The following is an 18,335-nucleotide window of genomic DNA, read 5'->3' on the forward strand; positions in this document are numbered from 1 at the left end:
GACATGAAGAAACTGCTTTTGGCGGCGTCGGCCGCCGCATTGCTGGCCGGCTCGTGGCTGGCTCCGGCACAGGCCGAATATCTTAAGGAACACCGCGGCGGCACCATTCGCCTTCTCGCCCGATCGGCGGCCGGAACGCTCGATCCGCATATCAACTACACGGACCAGGGCTGGCAGATGTACCAGCCGATCTATGACGGCCTTGTCGCCTTCCGCAAAGCCGAGGGCGTCGACGGCTTTTCCATCGTTCCCGACCTGGCCGAGGCGCTGCCCACGGTCAGCAATGACGGCAAGACCTTCACCTTCAAGCTGCGCAAGGGCATCAAGTTCTCCAACGGCCAGGATCTTGGCGTGAAGGACGTCGTCGCCTCCTTCCAGCGCATCTTCAAGATTTCCGGGCCGACGTCGGGCACCTTCTATGCCGGCATTGTCGGCGCCGACAAATGCCTGGCCGACACCAAGAGCTGCACGCTGGAAGGCGGCGTCGTCGCCGACGAGGCGGCCGGCACGATCACCCTCAATCTCACCAAGCCGGACGCCGAGATCCTCTACAAGCTCGCCTTGCCGCATGCTGTGATCCTGCCCGCGGACACGCCGGCGGAGGATATGGGCTCCAAGCCGATCCCCAGCACCGGCCCGTACATGATCTCGGCCTTCGATCCGAACAAGGGCATGACGGTTTCCCGCAACCCCAATTTCAAGCAGTGGAGCGAGGAAGCCCAGCCGGACGGCTATCCGGACGTCGTGCAGTATGATTTCGGCCTGTCGGAAGAGGCCGCCGTGACGGCGATCCAGAACGGCGAGGCGGACTGGATGTTCGACGCCCTGCCCAGCGACCGCCTCGGCGAACTCGGCAGCAAGTCCATGGACCAGCTGCACATCTCGCCGCTTTCGGCCTGGTGGTACGCGCCGCTGAACACGCGCATGGCGCCGTTCGACAATGAAAAGGCCCGCCAGGCCGTCGCCTATGCGGTCGACCGCAACACGCTGGTCAAGCTGTTCGGCGGCAAGGTGCTGGCTTCGCCGGTCTGCCAGGTCCTGCCGCCGGATTTCCCCGGACATGAGGACTATTGCCCCTTCACCAAGAATCCGGGCGCCAAATGGTCGGCTCCGGATGTCGAGAAGGCCAAGCAGCTCGTCGAGGAATCGGGCACCAAGGGCCAGAAGGTGACCATCATCGTCGAGGACACCGCCATTTCGCGTTCCATCGGCGTCTATCTGCAGAGCGTGCTGACCAACATTGGCTACGTCGCCGACGTCAAGCCGATCTCGTCCAACCTGCAGTTCACCTATATCCAGAACACCAACAACAAAGTGCAGATGTCCGTCACCCAATGGTACAAGGACTATCCGGCGGCGTCGGACTTCCTGAACATCCTGTTCAGCTGCGCTTCCTATCGCGAAGGTTCGGACGCCTCGATCAACATTTCCGGCTTCTGCGACAAGGATATCGACGCCCAGATGCAGAAGGCGCTGGACCTCGGCGTTACCGATCAGAAGGCGGCCGACAAATTGTGGGCGGCAATCGACAAGCAGGTCACCGACAAGGCACCGGCGGTCGGGCTGTTCACGCCGAAGCGGCTTGATTTCGTCAGCAAGCGCATCGGCAATTTCAAGTTCAACCCGCAGTTCAACTGGATTATCACCCAGTCCTGGGTGCAGTAAGGGGCCTGGGTGCAGTAACGAACCGCGGAATCACATACCGTGTCCAGCCAAGTCGCCGCCATGCCGCGCAAGACGCGAGGGCCCTGGGCCGTCGCGTTTGCGAAGCTGGCAACGGACAGGGCCGCCATGGCGTCCCTGGCCGTGTTCCTCATCATCGTTCTCGCCTGTTTCAGCGCGCCGCTCTACGCGAAATGGGCGGGCACGGACCCGTTCGCCTCGACGCTCGACGCCGTCATCCAGATCGACGGCGCCGACTTTCCGGTGATGGAACAGTCGACCGAGGGACTGGGGCTTGGCTACACGCCGATCGGTCCGACCTGGCGGCTCGGCAATTATTTCCTAGGCGCCGACAGCCAGGGGCGCGACGTCATGGCAAGGTTGCTCTATGGCGGCCTGAACTCGCTGCTGATCTCCGGCGCGGCCACCATCTTCACGCTGATCGTCGGCACAATGGCGGGCCTGATCGCGGGTTATTTCGGCGGTATCACCGACACGGTGCTGTCGCGCTTGCTCGACGTGCTCTGGGCGTTTCCGATCTATCTGCTGGCGATCTCGCTTTCCATCGTCACCATCGCGCAAGGCATCGCGATCGGACCGATCGAGATCCAATCTGGCAGTCTATGGCTGCCCATCATCATCATAGGCATCGTCTATATACCCTATGTGGCGCGGCCGATACGCGGCCAGGTCCTGGCGCTGCGCCACAGCGAGTTCGTGTTCGCCGCGATCAATCTGGGCGTGCCGGGCTGGCGCATCCTATGGCGCGACATCCTGCCCAACATCACCACCACCCTCATCGTGTTCGTGCCGCTGATGATGGCGCTGAACATGCTGACGGAATCGGCGCTGTCGTTCCTGTCGATCGGCGTGCAGCCGCCGGCCGCGAGCTGGGGCACCATCATCCAGGACGGGCAGGCGCTGCTCTACACAAGGCCACTGGTGGCGCTGGTGCCCGGTCTGGCGATCGCCGTTTCCGTCATGGCGCTCAACGTCTTCGGCGACGGCCTGCGCGATGCGCTCGACCCGCGCTCCAAGGTCCGGCTGGGGCGCGACTGATGTTTTATGCGATCCTTCGCCGTTTCGGTCAGATGCTGTTCGTGATGTTCGGCATCTCGGTCATCGTCTTCCTGATCTTCTTCGCCACGCCCGGCGCCGATCCCGCCGCGCGCATCGCCGGCCGCAACGCTTCGCCGGAAGTGCTGGCCGCGGTTCGCCACAGCTTCGGCTTCGACCAGCCGCTCTACGTGCAATACACGCGCATGATGGAGAAGATCTTCGTCACCGGCGACCTGACCTCCTTCGTCAACCGCGGCTGGAAGGTCGTGCCTGCCGTCATGGATTCCATCCCCGTCACGCTTTCGCTGGTGTTCGGCGCCGCGGTCCTGTGGGTGGTCGTCTCCATCATCATCGGCATCGTCGCCGCGGCCACCCGAGACAGCTGGCTGGACAAGCTTTTGATGGCGCTGGGCCTGCTCGGCATTTCCATGCCGGTCTACTGGCTGGGCGAGGTGATGAACCTGATGACCCAGAGCCGCTATCACGACAGCTGGGCATTCTCCTGGGTGCCGCCGCTTGGCTATAAGAATTTTTCCGACGATCCCAAGGGCTGGTTCCTGACGCTGGTCATCCCATGGATCACGCTGGCCATCCTCTATATCGGCATTTACGGGCGCGTGCTGCGCGCGGCCATCATCGAATCCATGCAGGAAGATTATATCCGCACCGCCCGGGCCAAGGGCCTGTCGGAGACCCGCATCCTGTTTCGCCATGCGCTGCGCACCTCGCTCATCGCCTTCGTCACCCTGTTCGGCCTCGACTTCGGCGCGCTGGTGGGCGGCTCGGCCTTGCTGACCGAAGTCGTGTTCGGCCTGCATGGCATCGGCAAGCTCACCTATGACGCGCTGCAGAATCTCGATCTGCCGATGATCATGGCGACGGTCATGTATGCGTCCATGTTCGTGGTGATCGCCAACGCGGTCGTCGATTTCGTCTACATCCTTCTCGATCCGCGCCTGAGGGCATCATGATATTGTCGGTGCGCGATCTCAAAGTGTCCTTCCGCACCCATGACGGGCCGGTACGGGCCATCGACGGCATTTCCTTCGATCTCGAGGAAAGCGAGATCCTCGGCGTCGTCGGCGAATCCGGCTCCGGCAAGACGGTGTCGCTGCTCGCCGTGATGGGGCTCATTACCGACCCGAACGCCACCATCGAAGGTTCGATCCGCTACAAGGGTCGCGAACTGGTGGGACTGCCGCCGCGCGAGCTGAGGCGCCTGCGCGGCAACGAGATCGCGATGATCTTCCAGGACCCGATGACGGCGCTCACGCCGGTCTACACGATCGGCTGGCAGATCGCCGAGCAGATCCGGGCGCATCGTGGTGTCAGCAAGTCCAAGGCGATGGAGCGCGTCGAAGAGCTGTTGGCGGAGGTGAATTTCCCCAACCCGCACGAGGCGATGTCGCGCTATCCGCACCAGCTTTCCGGCGGCATGCGGCAGCGCGCGGTGATCGCGATGGCCTTGTCCTGCGATCCGGCGCTGCTGGTGGCCGACGAGCCGACCACCGCGCTCGACGTCACCGTGCAGGCCGGCATTCTCGACCTCGTGCGCAGATTGCGGGCGAAGCACAAGTCGGCGGTGGTCTTCATCACGCATGACATGGGCGTGGTCTCCGAGCTCGCCGACCGGGTGATGGTCATGTATGCCGGCCGCGTTGTCGAGCGTGGCACCCGCACTGAGCTGTTTTCCGATCCGCGACATCCTTATACGCGCGCGCTGCTCGGCTCGATCCCGCCGCTGACCGGCGACAAACCGCGCCGCCTGCCGGCGATCCCCGGCTCGCCGCCTTCCTTGCTGCGGCTGCCGGAAGGCTGCGCCTTCGGCCCGCGCTGTCCGGTCCGCTACGAGCCCTGCGAGGCCGGCAAGCCGGATCTCGGCGCGAGCGCGCATGCCGCCGCGTGCTTTCGGGTGGCGCAGGCATGAGCGAAGCGATGACAGATGCAGATCGGCCGATCATCGAGACGCGTTCGCTGACAAAACGCTTTTGGATCGGCACTCGCTTTTCCGCCGAAGGCAGGCGGACGGTCCATGCGGTGGACAACGTCTCGCTGAGCGTGCGGCGCGGCGAGACTGTCGGCCTTGTCGGCGAATCCGGATGCGGCAAGTCCACGCTGGCGCGCTGCCTGGTTCGGCTCTACGACATCACCGACGGCAAGCTTCTGTTCGAAGGCGACGACATCACCTCGAAATCGCTGTCCGAGCTCAGGCCGCTGCGGCGGCGCTTGCAAATGGTCTTCCAGGATCCCTCGGCTTCGCTCAATCCGCGCCGGCGCGTCGGCGATCTCGTCGCCGAGCCGCTGCGTATCCATGGCAAGGTTTCGGCGCGTGAGATCACCGCGCGGGTGGCGGAGCTGTTCGAGCTGGTCGGGCTGTTGCCGGACCATATGATGCGCTATCCGCACGAGTTCTCCGGCGGGCAGCGCCAGCGCGTCGGCATCGCGCGGGCGATCGCGTTGAACCCCGACCTTGTCGTGCTGGACGAGCCGGTCTCCGCGCTCGACGTGTCGGTGCAGGCCCAGATCGTCAATCTGCTCGCCGATCTGCAGGAGAAGCTGAAGCTCACCTATATCTTCATCGCCCACGATCTCTCCGTGGTGCGCCAGGTCTCGACCCGCATCGCGGTCATGTATCTGGGCTCGATCGTCGAGGAGGGCCCGGCGGAAGAGGTCTTTGCGAAACCCGCCCATCCCTACAGCCAGGCGTTGATCTCGGCGGTTCCCATCGTCGAGACGACGCCTGCGGGCGCGCGCAAGCGCATCATCCTCACCGGCGACGTGCCGAGCCCGCTAAAGCCTCCGTCCGGATGCCGCTTCCATCCGCGATGCCCGATCGCGGCGGACCGGTGCCGTTCCGAGCGGCCGGAACTGAAAGAATATCGTCCGGGTCGCAAAGTGGCCTGCCACTTCCCGACTTTGACCTGAACCGTCTTGTAGCGGGTGGCGGACGCGGACTGCCGGAACGCGCCGGATCAGTTCTTGGCGATGGCGCCGACTTCGACCGAATCGACCCGCTTCAGGCTCATGCCGATCACCGGGACCAGCTGATTGTCGACGCGCACGGCCACCGTCACGGTCATCGAATTGCCGTCGGGGACACGCGCCTGCATGACGCCGTTCAACTGCTTGCGGTTGATGGTGAAAACGACCTTCTGAGCGTCGACGACATTGCCGCCGACAATGTCCATGCCGCTTTCGGTCGAGCCGCCCATGAAGGTGCCCCGATAGCCATCGCGGCCCTTGCGCTCGACGCTGGCGGACATCTTTTGCGTGAACACGCCGACCCTGCAGCCGCCGTCAAGCGTCATGCCGAGCTTGCTGGCGGGCGTCGAGCCATTGAAGTCGCAGGTGAATTTGGTGCCTTTGTACTTGCCGGCGATGATCTCGCCAGGGCCGACCCATCTGCCTTCGACGGAGCGGAAAAACTGCTTGTCCGGCTCTGCGCCAAGGGCCTTTTCGACGAGGCCGAGCGGCGCGGCAATCGCAATGGCGGCAGGCAGGACGCAGGACAGGATCACGCTTCTCATCGACGACACCCGGCACGAAAGAGTCTATTCTTGGGACCGGATCGACCATGCAGAAGATTGGTTAATGCTTCGTCACCCGCGATGGGTCGCGCGTTTACCTTATCGGTCGTCCTGGCCGTCCTTTCGTGCCGCGAACGACGTCAGCGCCGAAAGGAAATCGCCGACGCCCGGGCGCTTCACGGCGATGAACGGCAAGGGGCGTGCCGTTTCCATCGCCGCGATGCCGATGCGCGCCGTCATCATGCCGTTGACGACGCCTTCGCCGAGTTTTGCCGAGAGTTTTGCGGCAAGCCCATGGCCGACGATCTGCTGCACGAAACTGTCGCCAACCGCGATCGAGCCGGTCACCGCCAGATGCGCGAGCACGCTGCGCGCCAGCCGGAAGAAGCCGAGCGTGCCTGGGCGGCCGCCATAGAGATCGGACAGGCGCCGGATCAGCCGCCCGGCTTCGAACACGACATAGGCGATGTCGACCAGCGCGCGAGGGCTGACCGCCGTTATCAGCGACACGCGCTTCGCGGCCTCCAAAATCATGACTTTGGCGCGGGCATCGAGAGGCGACAGGATCTCGGTCTCGGCAAGCCGCACCAGATTGGCGCCGTCGATGATCTCGCCGCGCAATTGGGCCAAGGAACGGCGGCCGGCGGCGGTCTCGGGTTTTGCGGCGACGAAAGCCGAGAGCTCGTCGACCAAGGCGTGCGCCGCCTTCGGGTCGTCGCGCGCCACGGCATCCAGGGCCCGTTTCTGCATCTTTTCGACTTCGGCAAGGCGGGCGATGGCGAGGAATTCGCGGATCAGGATGACGAGCAGCGAGAGCAGCGCGATCGCCGCCATGCCGGCCGCCAGCCAGCCGAGCCATTCGGCGCGCGCGAACAGGTCACGAATCAGCTGGTCGGCCCACAGGCCGACCGCCAGCGAGACGAGCACGCCGAGAGCGCCGAAGAACAGCCGGGAAAGCAGCGAACGCTTTCTCGGCGCCGCCGTCGGCGGCGGAACCGCAGCCTCGATATCCGGCTCATCGAAGACGTCGACTTCCAAGGGGATCACGACTGCTATATCCGCTCTCGCGGCACGTGGCCTGCGCGCCGGCGGCTCCTCGGCGGCGCTATTTCGCTGTGGCTGCGGCGGCGCTTCGGTCTCAGGCTCGATGCGGAAGGCCGCCGGTTTGCGGGGCGCGGTCATGCCAGATGATCTCCGATCAGGAACTGCAGCGCGCGGTCGAGCCGGATATGCGGCAGGGACAGCGTGACGCCTTCGGCGGTGCGTTCAAGCTTCGGCGGGCGGAAACGCACGAAGCGGATCGCCGGTTCGGCGTTGTCCGCCGGCGATCCGGAAACGTCGAACACCGCGTCGACCTTTTCCGGCAAATCGCCCGGGAATATGGCGGTTTCGGCCTTTCCGTCGAATGTCTCGCCGTTGATCCTCTCGCTTTTCAGCGGCGTGCCGATGATGACGGGGAGCGTCTCTCGCCCCTGCTTCACCGTGCCTTCGCGGGTCGAGCGAACGGCGGCCATGGCGACGACATCGACGGCGGCGCCGCTGAAATTCGCCCGCGCGACGGCCCGGTCGGTCAGCCGGCGCACGATCGCCTGCAGCCGGTCATGGCTTTCGTGGTGCAAATGGTCCGCCTTGGTCGCGGCCACCAGGATGCGGTCGATGCGGCGCGAGAAGAAGTCGGTCAGGAAATTGCCCCGTCCGGGCCGGAAGCAGGACAGGATCTCGGTTACCGCGCGCTCCAGATCGGCCATCGCGGCCGGGCCGGCATTGAGCGCCTGCATGGCGTCGATCAGCACGATCTGCCGGTCGAGGCGGGCGATGTGCTCGCGAAAGAACGGTTTGACGACATGCGTCTTATAGGCCTCGTAACGGCGCTCCATCATCGCCCGTAGCGATCCGGAGCGCGGCCGGCCTTGCGACAGCGTCGTCAGCGGCGCGAAGGTGAGCGCCGGCGAGCCTTCGAGATCGCCCGGCATCAGGAAACGGCCTGGCGGCAGCGTCGACAGCGCGCGGTCGTCGAGCTTGCACGCCTTGAGATAGGCGGCAAAGCTTTCGGCCAATCGCCGGGCGGTCATCTCGTCGGCGTCGGCATCGGGATCGATGGTGGAGGCCAACTCACGCCAGGCCTGCGACAGGTCGCAGCGGACGGGCAGGGCGGCCAACTCGAGCGCCTCGCGCGAAAAATCGGCGAAGGATTTGCCGAGCAGCGGCAGGTCGAGCAGCCATTCGCCGGGATAGTCGACGATGTCGACAGATAGTTTTCCGGCTGAAAACAACCGGTTCCAGCCGGAAGCCGACTCATATTCGATGGTGAGCCGGAGCTCGGAGATCGCGCGGGTCGAGTCCGGCCAGACGCGCTCGTTCACCAAAGCCGCGACATGATCTTCATACTGGAAACGCGGAACGGCATCGTCCGGCTGCTCCTCAAGGAAGGCGCGGGCGATGCGGCCGGATTTCTGCGCCTCGAACAACGGCAGGCGACCGCCATGGATGAGATTGTGGACGAGGGCGGAGATGAACACCGTCTTGCCGGCGCGCGACAGGCCGGTGACGCCAAGGCGCATTGAGGGAGAGAAGAGCCCGGCGGCGCGGCCCGACAACGTGTCGAGCGCAATCCTCGCCTCGTCGGTAAAACTGGTCAGCGATGATGCCAAATCAGGCCTCTGGTTGCGCGTCAGCGCCCGATATAGGCCCTGCACCGCGCGTTTGAAATGGCCTCAGAGGTCGGCCGGCGTGAGAAAGGCTTCGAGATAGCCGTTGCCCTGGGCCGCTTCGGCAAGGTTGCCGGGAAAGCGCACCACGGCAAGACCGGAGGTCGGAAAACCATGATTCATCATGCCGCGCGCCGCCTGCTCGCCATCTCCGGACACTGCCACGGCCAGATCTTCGGTCATGGGGTTGTGGCCGATCACCAGAAGCTGGCCAGCGTCCCGATTTTTGCGGATGATCTCCAGATAGCCGGCCGCATCCTCGCTGTAGAGCGTGTCGAAGAACAGCACCCGGCCGGTGTCGGTGCGCCCCGCCAGGCCTTCCAGCGTCTGCCTGGCCCGCTTGGCGCTGGAGCAAAGAGTGACGTCCGGCACATAGTTGCGGGCCCGCATGGCCTCTCCGATCGCTTCGGCATCGGCCATGCCCGATTCGTCGAGCGGGCGGTCGAAATCGCGCATGCCGGGCAGCGCCCAGCCGGCTTTGGCATGCCGCAACAGATAAAGTCTGCTCAACCGGACCCCCATGGCCTGCCTTCGTGACAAAGCGCGATTAGTCACCAGAACGATGTCATGCACAATGGTCGGCCGGCAACTGCAACGAATCAGGTGCGAATTCGTTTTCTGCCGTTGAACAACATTGTGGCCGGAGTTGCCGATGCAAGACTAACAATTGCGTGAAACTGTCGCCGATAGCGCTTGTGCAGGCTCTTTTCCCCGAATATATAGGCGCCAAATTTTGGGGTTGTTGGGTGAGTCGAATGAACGATATCGTTACCGCCAATTACGTACCCTCCGAAGACGAGCCGTTCATGAACGAACGGCAAAAATCGTACTTCCGTCAAAAGCTTATCACCTGGAAGAACGACATTCTGCGCGAAGCGCGCGAAACCCTAGAAATCCTCCAGCAGGAAAACGCCAACCATCCCGACCTAGCCGATCGCGCCTCCTCCGAAACAGACCGTGCCATCGAATTGCGCGCCCGCGATCGCCAACGCAAGCTCATCTCGAAAATCGACTCCGCGCTCCAGCGTATCGACGAAGGCACCTACGGCTATTGCGAGGAGACCGGGGAGCCGATCGCGCTGAAGCGGCTTGATGCGCGTCCGATCGCGACGTTGTCGATCGAGGCGCAGGAGCGTCATGAACGCCGCGAGAAGGTCTATCGCGACGACTGACGCGATCCAACAGGCAGGAACATCAAAAATGGCCGGAATTCCGGCCATTCTTGTTTTCAGCGCTCCCATTGTCTTTGCCGACAAAGGCGCGAAAGGCCCGCTTGCGCCGGTGGCCGGTCAGCGCTTGTGGCTGCCCAACTCGCCAAGCAGCTTGGTCATCTCGTCATCGAGCGAAGGCTTGGCCGCGGGCTTGCCGGGTGCCGGCTGGGAATGCGTCTCGTCGAGAGAGGTCTCGAGCTCGTGCATCAGCGTGTCGTCGATGGACTCGTTCGGGGGCGGCGGCGCATATCGGGTGCTGCCGTTCGTCGTTCCGTAGCCCGGCAGCGGCATAACCTTCGCCGTCGGCTGGCTCGGCGCCGCCGGCTTGGGCGCGGGTGCGGGCGCCGGCGCGCGCGGACGTGCGACGGCAGCCGGCTGGGCGGCAGGCGGCGGCGCCGGCCTGGCGGGGGCGGGTGCGGGCGCCGGTTGCGGCGCGCGCGGGCGTTGCGCAACTCCTGTCTGCTGCTGACCGGCGTCGCCCGTCAATGCCGGGCGGCGCAGCGCCGCCAGCCTGATGTCGCGCTCGACCACGACATCGGTCGGCCCGCCGATCAGGATCAGATGCTCGATGTCGTCGCGGCGCACCAGGACAAGCCGGCGATGGCTGTCGACAGCGGTGGCATCCATCACGGCAAGCCGCGTCTTGCGGTTCCTGCCGCCGGCGACGAAGGTGCCGAACGTCAGGTTGCGGACCACCTTGATGGCGAGCAGGACGACAACCAGCATGATGAGAGCCGCTACCGTCCACAAGATTGCAGCGACATAACCCGGGCCCGCTACATTATCCAGCCACTGCATCGGTGCACCCCAATCGCCATCTTTGAAGTCAGGGAACACTAGACCGTTGGGACCAGCGACCGCAAGTTCACATCATCCATCGTGAACAGTTTGAAACATGAATCGTTGATTTTATCGGACATTTGCCGCCGAGGCCTTTTCCGCTACAGGAGAATGTGATTCAACCGGCCGTCCGTGCCCGTCGGACACCGGAATCACGAGCAGGGGGAACATGGCCAAGGAAGCGCGCGGCGATTTCTATCCGGTACCGATCGTCGACCAGAACACGCGTCCGGGCGCCGTCACCAGGCTCATCGTCTTCATCGTCGTCTTGACCGGCGCCGCGATCGTCTTCGGACTTTTCCGCGAGCGCCTCGGCGATCCTTTCCTGCTCGGCATGCTCGGCGTGCTCGCCATGATCGGCGTCGGCTTCCTGTTCGCGACCGCGATCGGCTTCGTGCAGATCGCACCGCGGTCGACCGGCGACGAATTGTCAAAAGCCTTCGTCGACTCCATGTCGCAGGGCCTGCTGGTCACCGACACCAAGGGCCGCGTCGTCTACGCCAACCGCGCCTATGCCGACATGACGGGTGCCGCCTCGGCCGCCGATCTCAAGACCGTCGAAGGGCTGTTGTCGGATGTTCCCGAAGCCTCGATGACGATCTACCGGCTGGCGTCGGGCCTGCGCGACGGCCAGGCTGGCGACGGCGAGTTCCGGCTGGCGCAGTCGATCAAGCCGGGCGCCGAGCCGGGCGCGCGCTGGTACCGCGCCCGCGCCCGCGCCTTCAGCATGCCCGGACAAAGGCTGCCGATGCTGGCCTGGCAGCTGGCCGACATCTCGCAGGAACGGGCGGAGCAGGAGCGTTTCTTCCTCGACCTGCAGAAAGCCATAGACCATCTGGACCATGCGCCGGCCGGGTTCTTCTCGGCCGATCAGGAAGGCCGGGTCACCTATATCAACGCCACGCTTGCCGAGTGGCTTGGCATCGACCTCGCCTCCTTCACGCCGGGCGCCATCACGCTGCCGGAAATCATCGCCGGCGACGGCATGGCGCTGGTCCGCTCGGTCAAGGCCGATCCCGGCACCACGCGCAACGCCGTCATCGACCTCGACCTCACCACGATGAGCGGCCAGGCGCTGCCGGTGCGCTTCATGCACCGGGTTTCGGCAAGCCGCGAAGGCGTGAACGGCCCGACCCGCACGATCGTGCTCAACCGCACCCAGGGCGAGGACGCTTCCGCGGAGCTGCGGGCCTCCGAGGTTCGCTTCACCCGCTTCTTCAACTCGACGCCGATGGCCATTGCCGGCGTCGATGCGAGCGGACGCATCCTGCGCACCAACGCGCCGTTCCTGCAGCTGTTTTCGTCCGTGGTCGACCGCGACGCCGTCGACCGGCGGGTGCGCTTCGAAACGATCGTTCACGAACGCGACCGGCCGGCATTCGCCGCCGCCTTCGAGAAGGCGCGGCAGCGGCAGGCCAATATCGAGCCGATCGATTCCGTCCTGCCCGGCAATGAGGAGCGCCACATCCGCTTCTACGTCAATGCCGTCGCCGACAGCGCGGGCAGCGAAGGCGCCGAGGAGGCGGCGATCGTCTACGCGGTCGAGACCACCGAGCAGAAGGCGCTCGAGGGCCAGATGGCGCAGAGCCAGAAGATGCAGGCAGTCGGCCAGCTCGCCGGCGGTATCGCGCACGACTTCAACAACGTGCTGACCGCCATCATCATGGCGTCCGACCTTCTCTTGACCAACCACCGGCCGTCGGACCCGTCCTTCCCCGACATCATGAACATCAAGCAGAACGCCAACCGGGCGGCCTCGCTCGTGCGGCAATTGCTCGCCTTCTCGCGCAAGCAGACGCTGCGGCCGGAAGTGCTCAACCTGACCGATGTTCTGGCCGATCTCAGGATGCTGCTCGCGCGCCTCGTCGGCAACGACATCAAGCTGAAGATCGACCACGGCCGCGACCTGTGGCCGGTCAAGGTCGATATCGGCCAGTTCGAGCAGGTGGTGGTCAATCTCGCCGTCAATGCGCGCGATGCCATGCCGAGCGGCGGCGATCTCACTGTGCGCACCCGCAACGTCACCGCCGACGAGTGCAAATCCTTCGCCTACCGCGAATTGACGCCGGCCGACTATGTGCTCGTCGACGTCGAGGACACCGGCAGCGGCATTGAGCCCGAGGTGCTGAAAAAGATCTTCGAGCCCTTCTTCACAACCAAAGAAGTGGGCAAGGGCACCGGCCTCGGCCTGTCGATGGTCTACGGCATCATCAAGCAGACCGGCGGCTTCATCTTCTGCGATTCCGAAGTCGGCAAGGGCACGGTGTTCCGTATCTTCCTGCCGCGCCACATCGCCGAGGTGAAGAAGCAGGCCGAGCCTGGCGAGGTGCCGTCGACAGCGGCGACTGCTCCGGCCAAGACCGCCGATACCGCAAAAGATCTTTCCGGCTCGGCCACGGTGCTTCTGGTCGAGGACGAAGATGCCGTGCGCATGGGCGGCGTCAGGGCGCTGACCTCGCGCGGCTATACCGTGCACGAGGCGTCGTCCGGCGTCGAGGCGCTTGAAGTGTTCGAGGCGCTCGGCGGCAAGGTCGATATCGTCGTGTCCGACGTGGTGATGCCGGAGATGGACGGACCGACATTGCTCGGCGAGCTGCGCAAACGCCAGCCGGACATCAAGTTCGTGTTCGTTTCGGGCTATGCCGAGGACGCGTTTGCGAAGAACCTGCCGGCCGAGGCGCATTTCGGTTTCCTGCCGAAACCGTTCTCGCTCAAGCAACTGGCGACGATCGTCAAGGACGTGCTGGAATCCTAGGGCGTTCAGCGCTTCCTTGGATTGCTCTAAATAAGCCAGAGCTTGCGCATTGCGGCAGTCCTGCCATGATGGTCGCCGGATGGGTCTATCAGGGGTGATAGCGCGTGACGCCGCATATCGAGGCGGGCCGGGGGGGCTATGCCGAAACGGTGCTGTTGCCGGGCGATCCCGAGCGCGCGCAATGGATGGCGGAGATGTTTCTCGAGGCACCGCGCTGCGTCAACCGCCGAAGGGGCGCGCTGGGCTTCACCGGCCGGTTCCGCGGCAAGCCGGTCAGCATCCAGACGACCGGGATAGGGGCGCCGTCTTTCCTGATTTATGCCTTTGAGCTGATGGAGTATTACGGCGTCAAAACGCTGATCCGCACCGGCACATGCGGCGGCTTGTCGGAAGACGTGCCTTTGCGCGGCGTCGTCATCTCCAGCGAGGTGCGGGCCGAGAGTGCAATCAGCGGGCAAGTGTTCGGGCTTTACCAGTCGGCGGGGCCGGACCCGGCGCTGCATGCGCGGGCGCTGCAATGCGCCGCCGATCTCGGTATCGCCTGCAGCGCCGGACTGACGATCTGCAGCGACGTCTTCCACCATCCCGATGGCCGCGCTCGGTTTGACGAGCCGATGGCGCTGGGGGCGTTGGCCGTCGATATGGAAACCAGCGCGCTCTATCGGATTGCGGCACAGTTCGGCGCTCGAGCGCTGTCGCTGCTGACCGTCGTCGACCATGTCGCCACCGGCGAGCTGATCGACGATTCGGAGCGCCAGGCGCTTTTCACCGACATGACCCGGCTGGCGCTCGAAGTCGCAGTCGAGAGCAGTTAGGCGGCTTCCTGCTTCAATGCGGCCTGGTCTTCGGCGCTGGGCCGATGGCCGCGCAAATAGAGCGCGCAGGTCGTGCGCAGCATGGAAGCGAAGTTCGGGATCTGGCCGTTGATCTCGATCGCCTCGTCATAGAGCTTCGAGATGAATTTCGGCGTCGTCAGTCCCTGGCTGTCGGCGATCTCGTCAAGCAGACCCCAGAATGTCGCCTCGAGCTGGATGCTGGTCGAATGGCCGTCGATGCGGATCGACCTGTTGATCTGCCGGTAGCCTTCCGGGTCCTGCCCGGCGAAGACTCTGCACATCGGTACCTCCCGTTGTTGTTTGTCTTGGGCGCCGATTGGGTTGGCTGGCGCCTTTTTGAACACTGCCTGCGTTGGTCATTTTCGATCCGATAGCCGCCGACGGCAATCGGACTTTCGTCCTTAAAATTGGAGCGACACTAGCCGTTTTCCTGCTCCACGCGTGGTAATCGGCTGCCACCACCATTTTTCGCCGGCGCGCATAATCGGCTTCGAAAGCATGAGAGCTCACGGAGTCCGATTTGGCGAAGACGATCCATTCCATGATCAGGGTTCTCGACGAAGCGCGCTCCGTCGACTTCTACAACAAGGCCTTCGGCCTCGAGGTCGCCCAGCGGCTCGATTTCGAGACCTTCACGCTTGTCTATCTCAGCAATGAGAGTTCGCCTTTCGAGGTGGAGCTGACCGTGAACAAGGGACGTACCGAGCCCTACGCGCTTGGCGACGGCTACGGCCATCTCGCCGTCTCGGTCGCCGATCTCGACAGCGAACACGACCGGATCGGCGCGCTCGGTCTCAATCCGAAGAAGATTGTCGAGTTCAATCACGACGGGGCGCTGATCGCCCGCTTCTTCTTCATCGAGGATCCCGACGGCTACAAGGTCGAGGTCCTGCAGCGGGGAGGGCGCTTCCAATAGGGGATACGCCGCGGAGAGGCGCGGCGCCAGCAACGGCACTCTCAGGGGTGCGAACAGGAAGCAGGGAGGAAAATCATGGTTACAGTCTACGAGAAGAAACCGGGTTATGAGAGAAAGGCCGGACTATCTAGGCGCGAGCTTCTGAAACGTGGCGGCGCGGGCGCGCTGCTCATCATCTCCGGCAGCGCCGTCATCAGCCCCGAACACGCCTGGGGTCTCGAAACCTGGGCACTGAAGCCCGAAACGATAGCGACGCTGATCCAGGTGGCGCGCGACATCTACCCGCACGACCAGGTGCCGGACAAATATTACGCCATTGCCGTCAAGGGCCATGACGAGACGGCCGCCAAGGACCCTGCCCGCAAGGAGCTGATCGAGAAAGGCATCGCCGAGCTCGACAAGAAGGCTGGCAAGGGAGGCTATCGCGGGCTTGGCTGGGAAGAGCAGCGGGTGGCGCTGCTCACCGGTATCGAGAAGACGCCGTTCTTCCAGGCGGTGCGCGGCGGTCTTGTCGTCAGCCTCTACAATCAGAAGGAGGTGTGGCCGATCTTCGGCTACGAAGGCGAGTCCTACTCCAAGGGCGGCTACATCGCGCGCGGCTTCAACGACATCGAGTGGCTGTAGGCCGCTCTGTCACGAACCGCTTTTCGACAGATTTCATGGGAGGAAACCATGGCAGCACAATTTGATCTCAACAATGACGGAGTGGTCGTCATCATCGGCTCGGGCGCGGGCGGCGGCACGCTCGGCAACGAGCTCGCCCAGAAAGGCATCGACGTCGTCATCCTCGAGGCGGGCGCACGCCACGAATATGAGGACTTCATCAACGACGAGTGGGAGTCGTTCGCCCAGCTCGCCTGGAAGGACAAGCGCACCACTTCGGGCGACTGGCGCGTGGCCAAGGATTTTCCGAACCTGCCGGCCTGGATCGTCAAGTCGGTCGGCGGCTCGACCACGCACTGGGCCGGCGCCTCGCTGCGCTTCCAGGAGCACGAGTTCAAGGCGGCCGCGACCTACGGCAAGGTCAAGGGCGCCAACCTCCTCGACTGGCCGGTGACGCTGGCCGAGATGGAGCCGTATTACGCCAAGGCCGAAGCCAAGATGGGTGTCACCGGCACCAACAATTGGCCGCGGCTGCCGGGCAACAACAATTTCAAGGTGCTCAAGGCCGGCGCCGACAAGCTCGGCTACAAGGAATGCCATACCGGCAACATGGCCATCAATTCGGTGGAGCGCGACGACCGCAATTCCTGCCAGCAGACCGGCTTCTGCTTCCAGGGCTGCAAATGGGGCGCCAAATGGTCGACGCTCTACACCGAGATCCCGAAAGGCGAGGCGACCGGGCATCTGGAGGTGCGGCCGAACTCGATGGCAATCAAGATCAATCATGACGCTTCAGGCAAGGTGACCGGCGTCGTCTATGCCGACAAGGACGGCAAGCTGCAGGAGCAGAAAGCCCGCATCGTCGCCGTCGCCGGCAATTCGATCGAGAGCCCGCGCCTGCTGCTCAACTCGGAATCATCGAAATTCCCGCACGGGCTCGCCAACTCGTCGGGACAGGTGGGCAAGAACTACATGCGTCACACCACCGGCTCGGTCTATGCCATCTTCGACAAGCCGGTGCATATGTATCGCGGCACCACCATGGCCGGCATCATCCGCGACGAGGCGCGCCACGATCCGTCGCGTGGCTTCGTCGGCGGCTATGAGATGGAGACGCTGTCGCTCGGCCTGCCGTTCATGGCGGCCTTTCTCAACCCCGGCGGCTGGGGCCGCTCCTTCACCACGGCGCTCGATCATTACGACCATATGGCAGGCCTGTGGATCGTCGGCGAGGACATGCCGCGCGAAGAGAACCGCATCACGCTGCACAAGGACGAGAAGGACGAGCACGGCATGCCGATCGCCGACGTCCATTTCGACGATCATCCGAACGACGAGGCCATGCGCAACCATGCCTACAGCCAAGGCCAGGCGCTCTACGCCGCGGTCGGCGCGACGCGGACCTTCCCGACGCCGCCTTATCCTTCGACCCACAATCTCGGCACCAACCGGATGAGCGAAAAGCCGGAGGACGGCGTCGTCAACAAGCACGGCCAGTCGCACGATATCAAGAACCTGTTCATCTCAGACGGCAGCCAGTTCACCACGGGTGCGGCGGAGAACCCGACGCTGACCATCGTGACGCTGGCGATCCGCCAGGCTGACTACATCGCCGCCCAGATGTCGGCGAAAACGATCTGACCTCCCGACTGCCTGCTGGCGCGGGACCCAAACGGGTTCCGCGCCTTTTTTATGCGGGCTATCTTTTGGTGCAGGTCGAGGCTGTGAAGGCGCCGTCCTGCTGTTTCATGATGATGTCGAACGAAGGACCGCTCGGGTCATCCAAGGTCGCCTGGGTCATCGAGACCGAATTGCCGCCGCTGGTGTAGCCGCCGAGCGGACCGAGCCAGGTGATCTCGCCATTGGGATTCATCTGGTAATTGTAAGGCGGCGGCGCGACGCCGAAGGTCACCGGGCCGCTATAGAGGCTGCCCTTGATGGTGATGTCGCCCAGGTTGAGGAACAGGCCGAGCAGGTAGACCTCGCAGTGGTAGACGCCGTCCGGCAGCTTGCCGTCGGCAAAATCGGCGCGGGCGCCGCCGGCGGCGGACACAAGAAGCAGGAAAGCCAGGATTGTTCGCAGGGCCATGACGTCGCTCGTTTGCACGGCGACCTTGCCCCATTTCGCCATGAGCCCGCAACAGGGCCGACAAAGCTATCCTTGCCTATGTGGTGAAATCATAGGCATTTTTACAATTTGGGCAAAATCTAGGCAGAG

18 protein-coding genes are annotated in these 18,335 nt (G+C 64.0%); 11 read left to right on the forward strand and 7 right to left on the reverse strand.

The features are described 5' to 3' along the window. The first annotated feature begins 3 nt into the window (after positions 1-3). Genes LB520_RS03450 through LB520_RS03470 form a run of 5 tightly spaced genes read left to right on the forward strand, consistent with a single transcriptional unit; the run spans position 4 to position 5,646 of the window. Positions 4-1,665: an ABC transporter substrate-binding protein gene (locus LB520_RS03450; RefSeq protein ID WP_224636436.1), complete on the forward strand. Its 1,662-nt coding sequence runs from the start codon at positions 4-6 to the stop codon at positions 1,663-1,665. A gap of 60 nt (positions 1,666-1,725) precedes the next feature. Further along, entirely contained in the window at positions 1,726-2,721 is a 996-nt protein-coding gene (locus LB520_RS03455; RefSeq protein WP_224636536.1) for an ABC transporter permease, read from the forward strand. Further along, entirely contained in the window at positions 2,721-3,692 is a 972-nt protein-coding gene (locus LB520_RS03460) for an ABC transporter permease (protein WP_095765266.1), read from the forward strand. The genes LB520_RS03455 and LB520_RS03460 overlap by 1 nt, the downstream gene beginning before the upstream one ends. Continuing rightward, the gene (locus LB520_RS03465; protein ID WP_224631970.1) at positions 3,689-4,648 is read left to right on the forward strand and encodes an ABC transporter ATP-binding protein; all 960 of its coding nucleotides are present in this window, start codon (positions 3,689-3,691) and stop codon (positions 4,646-4,648) included. The genes LB520_RS03460 and LB520_RS03465 overlap by 4 nt, the downstream gene beginning before the upstream one ends. A gap of 8 nt (positions 4,649-4,656) precedes the next feature. Continuing rightward, on the forward strand, positions 4,657-5,646 hold the full coding sequence (locus LB520_RS03470; protein ID WP_224631971.1) for an ABC transporter ATP-binding protein: 990 nt from the start codon (positions 4,657-4,659) through the stop codon (positions 5,644-5,646). 47 nt (positions 5,647-5,693) lie between these two features. On the opposite strand, the gene LB520_RS03475 is transcribed toward LB520_RS03470, so the two are convergent. The 4 genes from LB520_RS03475 to LB520_RS03490 form a co-directional block, all read right to left on the reverse strand. After that, entirely contained in the window at positions 5,694-6,248 is a 555-nt protein-coding gene (locus LB520_RS03475; RefSeq protein WP_224601314.1) for a hypothetical protein, read from the reverse strand. A 99-nt stretch (positions 6,249-6,347) separates the two neighbouring features. Beyond that, positions 6,348-7,430, reverse strand: coding sequence for a YcjF family protein (locus tag LB520_RS03480; protein ID WP_224636437.1), 1,083 nt, complete (start codon positions 7,428-7,430; stop codon positions 6,348-6,350). After that, entirely contained in the window at positions 7,427-8,899 is a 1,473-nt protein-coding gene (locus tag LB520_RS03485; RefSeq protein WP_224636438.1) for a YcjX family protein, read from the reverse strand. Before LB520_RS03485 ends, LB520_RS03480 begins: the two co-directional genes overlap by 4 nt. 63 nt (positions 8,900-8,962) lie before the next feature. Continuing rightward, positions 8,963-9,466, reverse strand: a complete 504-nt coding sequence (locus LB520_RS03490; protein ID WP_224636440.1) for a SixA phosphatase family protein — start codon at positions 9,464-9,466, stop codon at positions 8,963-8,965. Positions 9,467-9,711: 245 nt separating this feature from the next. Here LB520_RS03490 and dksA point away from each other — a divergent pair, with 245 nt between their 5' ends. Further along, a complete protein-coding gene (gene dksA / locus LB520_RS03495; protein ID WP_095765270.1) occupies positions 9,712-10,128 on the forward strand; it encodes an RNA polymerase-binding protein DksA in 417 nt (138 codons plus the stop codon). Positions 10,129-10,245: 117 nt separating this feature from the next. Here dksA and LB520_RS03500 read toward each other — a convergent pair whose 3' ends face one another. Next, a complete protein-coding gene (locus LB520_RS03500; protein ID WP_224636441.1) occupies positions 10,246-10,965 on the reverse strand; it encodes a flagellar biosynthetic protein FliO in 720 nt (239 codons plus the stop codon). A 211-nt stretch (positions 10,966-11,176) separates the two neighbouring features. On the opposite strand from LB520_RS03500, the gene cckA reads away from it, so the two are divergent. Continuing rightward, entirely contained in the window at positions 11,177-13,762 is a 2,586-nt protein-coding gene (gene cckA, locus LB520_RS03505; RefSeq protein ID WP_224636442.1) for a cell cycle histidine kinase CckA, read from the forward strand. A 104-nt stretch (positions 13,763-13,866) separates the two neighbouring features. Continuing rightward, positions 13,867-14,577, forward strand: coding sequence for a DeoD-type purine-nucleoside phosphorylase (locus tag LB520_RS03510; RefSeq protein WP_224544432.1), 711 nt, complete (start codon positions 13,867-13,869; stop codon positions 14,575-14,577). Here the strand turns inward: LB520_RS03510 and LB520_RS03515 are convergent. Then, positions 14,574-14,879: a ribbon-helix-helix domain-containing protein gene (locus tag LB520_RS03515; RefSeq protein ID WP_095765274.1), complete on the reverse strand. Its 306-nt coding sequence runs from the start codon at positions 14,877-14,879 to the stop codon at positions 14,574-14,576. The genes LB520_RS03510 and LB520_RS03515 overlap by 4 nt on opposite strands. 239 nt (positions 14,880-15,118) lie before the next feature. Here LB520_RS03515 and LB520_RS03520 point away from each other — a divergent pair, with 239 nt between their 5' ends. The 3 genes from LB520_RS03520 (at position 15,119) to LB520_RS03530 (ending at position 17,758) form a co-directional block, all read left to right on the forward strand. After that, positions 15,119-15,514 (forward strand): VOC family protein, encoded by a 396-nt coding sequence (locus LB520_RS03520; RefSeq protein WP_224636443.1) that lies wholly within the window; start codon positions 15,119-15,121, stop codon positions 15,512-15,514. Positions 15,515-15,589: 75 nt separating this feature from the next. Further along, positions 15,590-16,138, forward strand: coding sequence for a gluconate 2-dehydrogenase subunit 3 family protein (locus LB520_RS03525; RefSeq protein ID WP_224636444.1), 549 nt, complete (start codon positions 15,590-15,592; stop codon positions 16,136-16,138). 48 nt (positions 16,139-16,186) lie between these two features. Beyond that, positions 16,187-17,758, forward strand: a complete 1,572-nt coding sequence (locus LB520_RS03530; protein WP_224636445.1) for a GMC family oxidoreductase — start codon at positions 16,187-16,189, stop codon at positions 17,756-17,758. A gap of 58 nt (positions 17,759-17,816) precedes the next feature. Here LB520_RS03530 and LB520_RS03535 read toward each other — a convergent pair whose 3' ends face one another. Continuing rightward, positions 17,817-18,206 (reverse strand): hypothetical protein, encoded by a 390-nt coding sequence (locus LB520_RS03535; RefSeq protein ID WP_224636446.1) that lies wholly within the window; start codon positions 18,204-18,206, stop codon positions 17,817-17,819. Positions 18,207-18,335: the final 129 nt, after the last annotated feature.

Source organism: Mesorhizobium sp. CA12 (assembly GCF_020165255.1).
Lineage (GTDB): Bacteria > Pseudomonadota > Alphaproteobacteria > Rhizobiales > Rhizobiaceae > Mesorhizobium.

Bases quoted from the DNA above. Each gene is read 5' to 3' on its own strand.
- LB520_RS03465 (WP_224631970.1), top strand. From the start codon at position 3,689: ATGATATTGTCGGTGCGCGATCTCAAAGTGTCCTTCCGCACCCATGAC.
- LB520_RS03470 (WP_224631971.1), top strand. From the start codon at position 4,657: ATGACAGATGCAGATCGGCCGATCATCGAGACGCGTTCGCTGACAAAA.
- LB520_RS03525 (WP_224636444.1), top strand. From the start codon at position 15,590: ATGGTTACAGTCTACGAGAAGAAACCGGGTTATGAGAGAAAGGCCGGA.
- LB520_RS03475 (WP_224601314.1), bottom strand. From the start codon at position 6,248: ATGAGAAGCGTGATCCTGTCCTGCGTCCTGCCTGCCGCCATTGCGATT.
- LB520_RS03450 (WP_224636436.1), top strand. From the start codon at position 4: ATGAAGAAACTGCTTTTGGCGGCGTCGGCCGCCGCATTGCTGGCCGGC.
- LB520_RS03535 (WP_224636446.1), bottom strand. From the start codon at position 18,206: ATGGCCCTGCGAACAATCCTGGCTTTCCTGCTTCTTGTGTCCGCCGCC.
- LB520_RS03500 (WP_224636441.1), bottom strand. From the start codon at position 10,965: ATGCAGTGGCTGGATAATGTAGCGGGCCCGGGTTATGTCGCTGCAATC.
- cckA (WP_224636442.1), top strand. From the start codon at position 11,177: ATGGCCAAGGAAGCGCGCGGCGATTTCTATCCGGTACCGATCGTCGAC.
- LB520_RS03455 (WP_224636536.1), top strand. From the start codon at position 1,726: ATGCCGCGCAAGACGCGAGGGCCCTGGGCCGTCGCGTTTGCGAAGCTG.
- LB520_RS03515 (WP_095765274.1), bottom strand. From the start codon at position 14,879: ATGTGCAGAGTCTTCGCCGGGCAGGACCCGGAAGGCTACCGGCAGATC.
- LB520_RS03480 (WP_224636437.1), bottom strand. From the start codon at position 7,430: ATGACCGCGCCCCGCAAACCGGCGGCCTTCCGCATCGAGCCTGAGACC.
- dksA (WP_095765270.1), top strand. From the start codon at position 9,712: ATGAACGATATCGTTACCGCCAATTACGTACCCTCCGAAGACGAGCCG.
- LB520_RS03530 (WP_224636445.1), top strand. From the start codon at position 16,187: ATGGCAGCACAATTTGATCTCAACAATGACGGAGTGGTCGTCATCATC.
- LB520_RS03460 (WP_095765266.1), top strand. From the start codon at position 2,721: ATGTTTTATGCGATCCTTCGCCGTTTCGGTCAGATGCTGTTCGTGATG.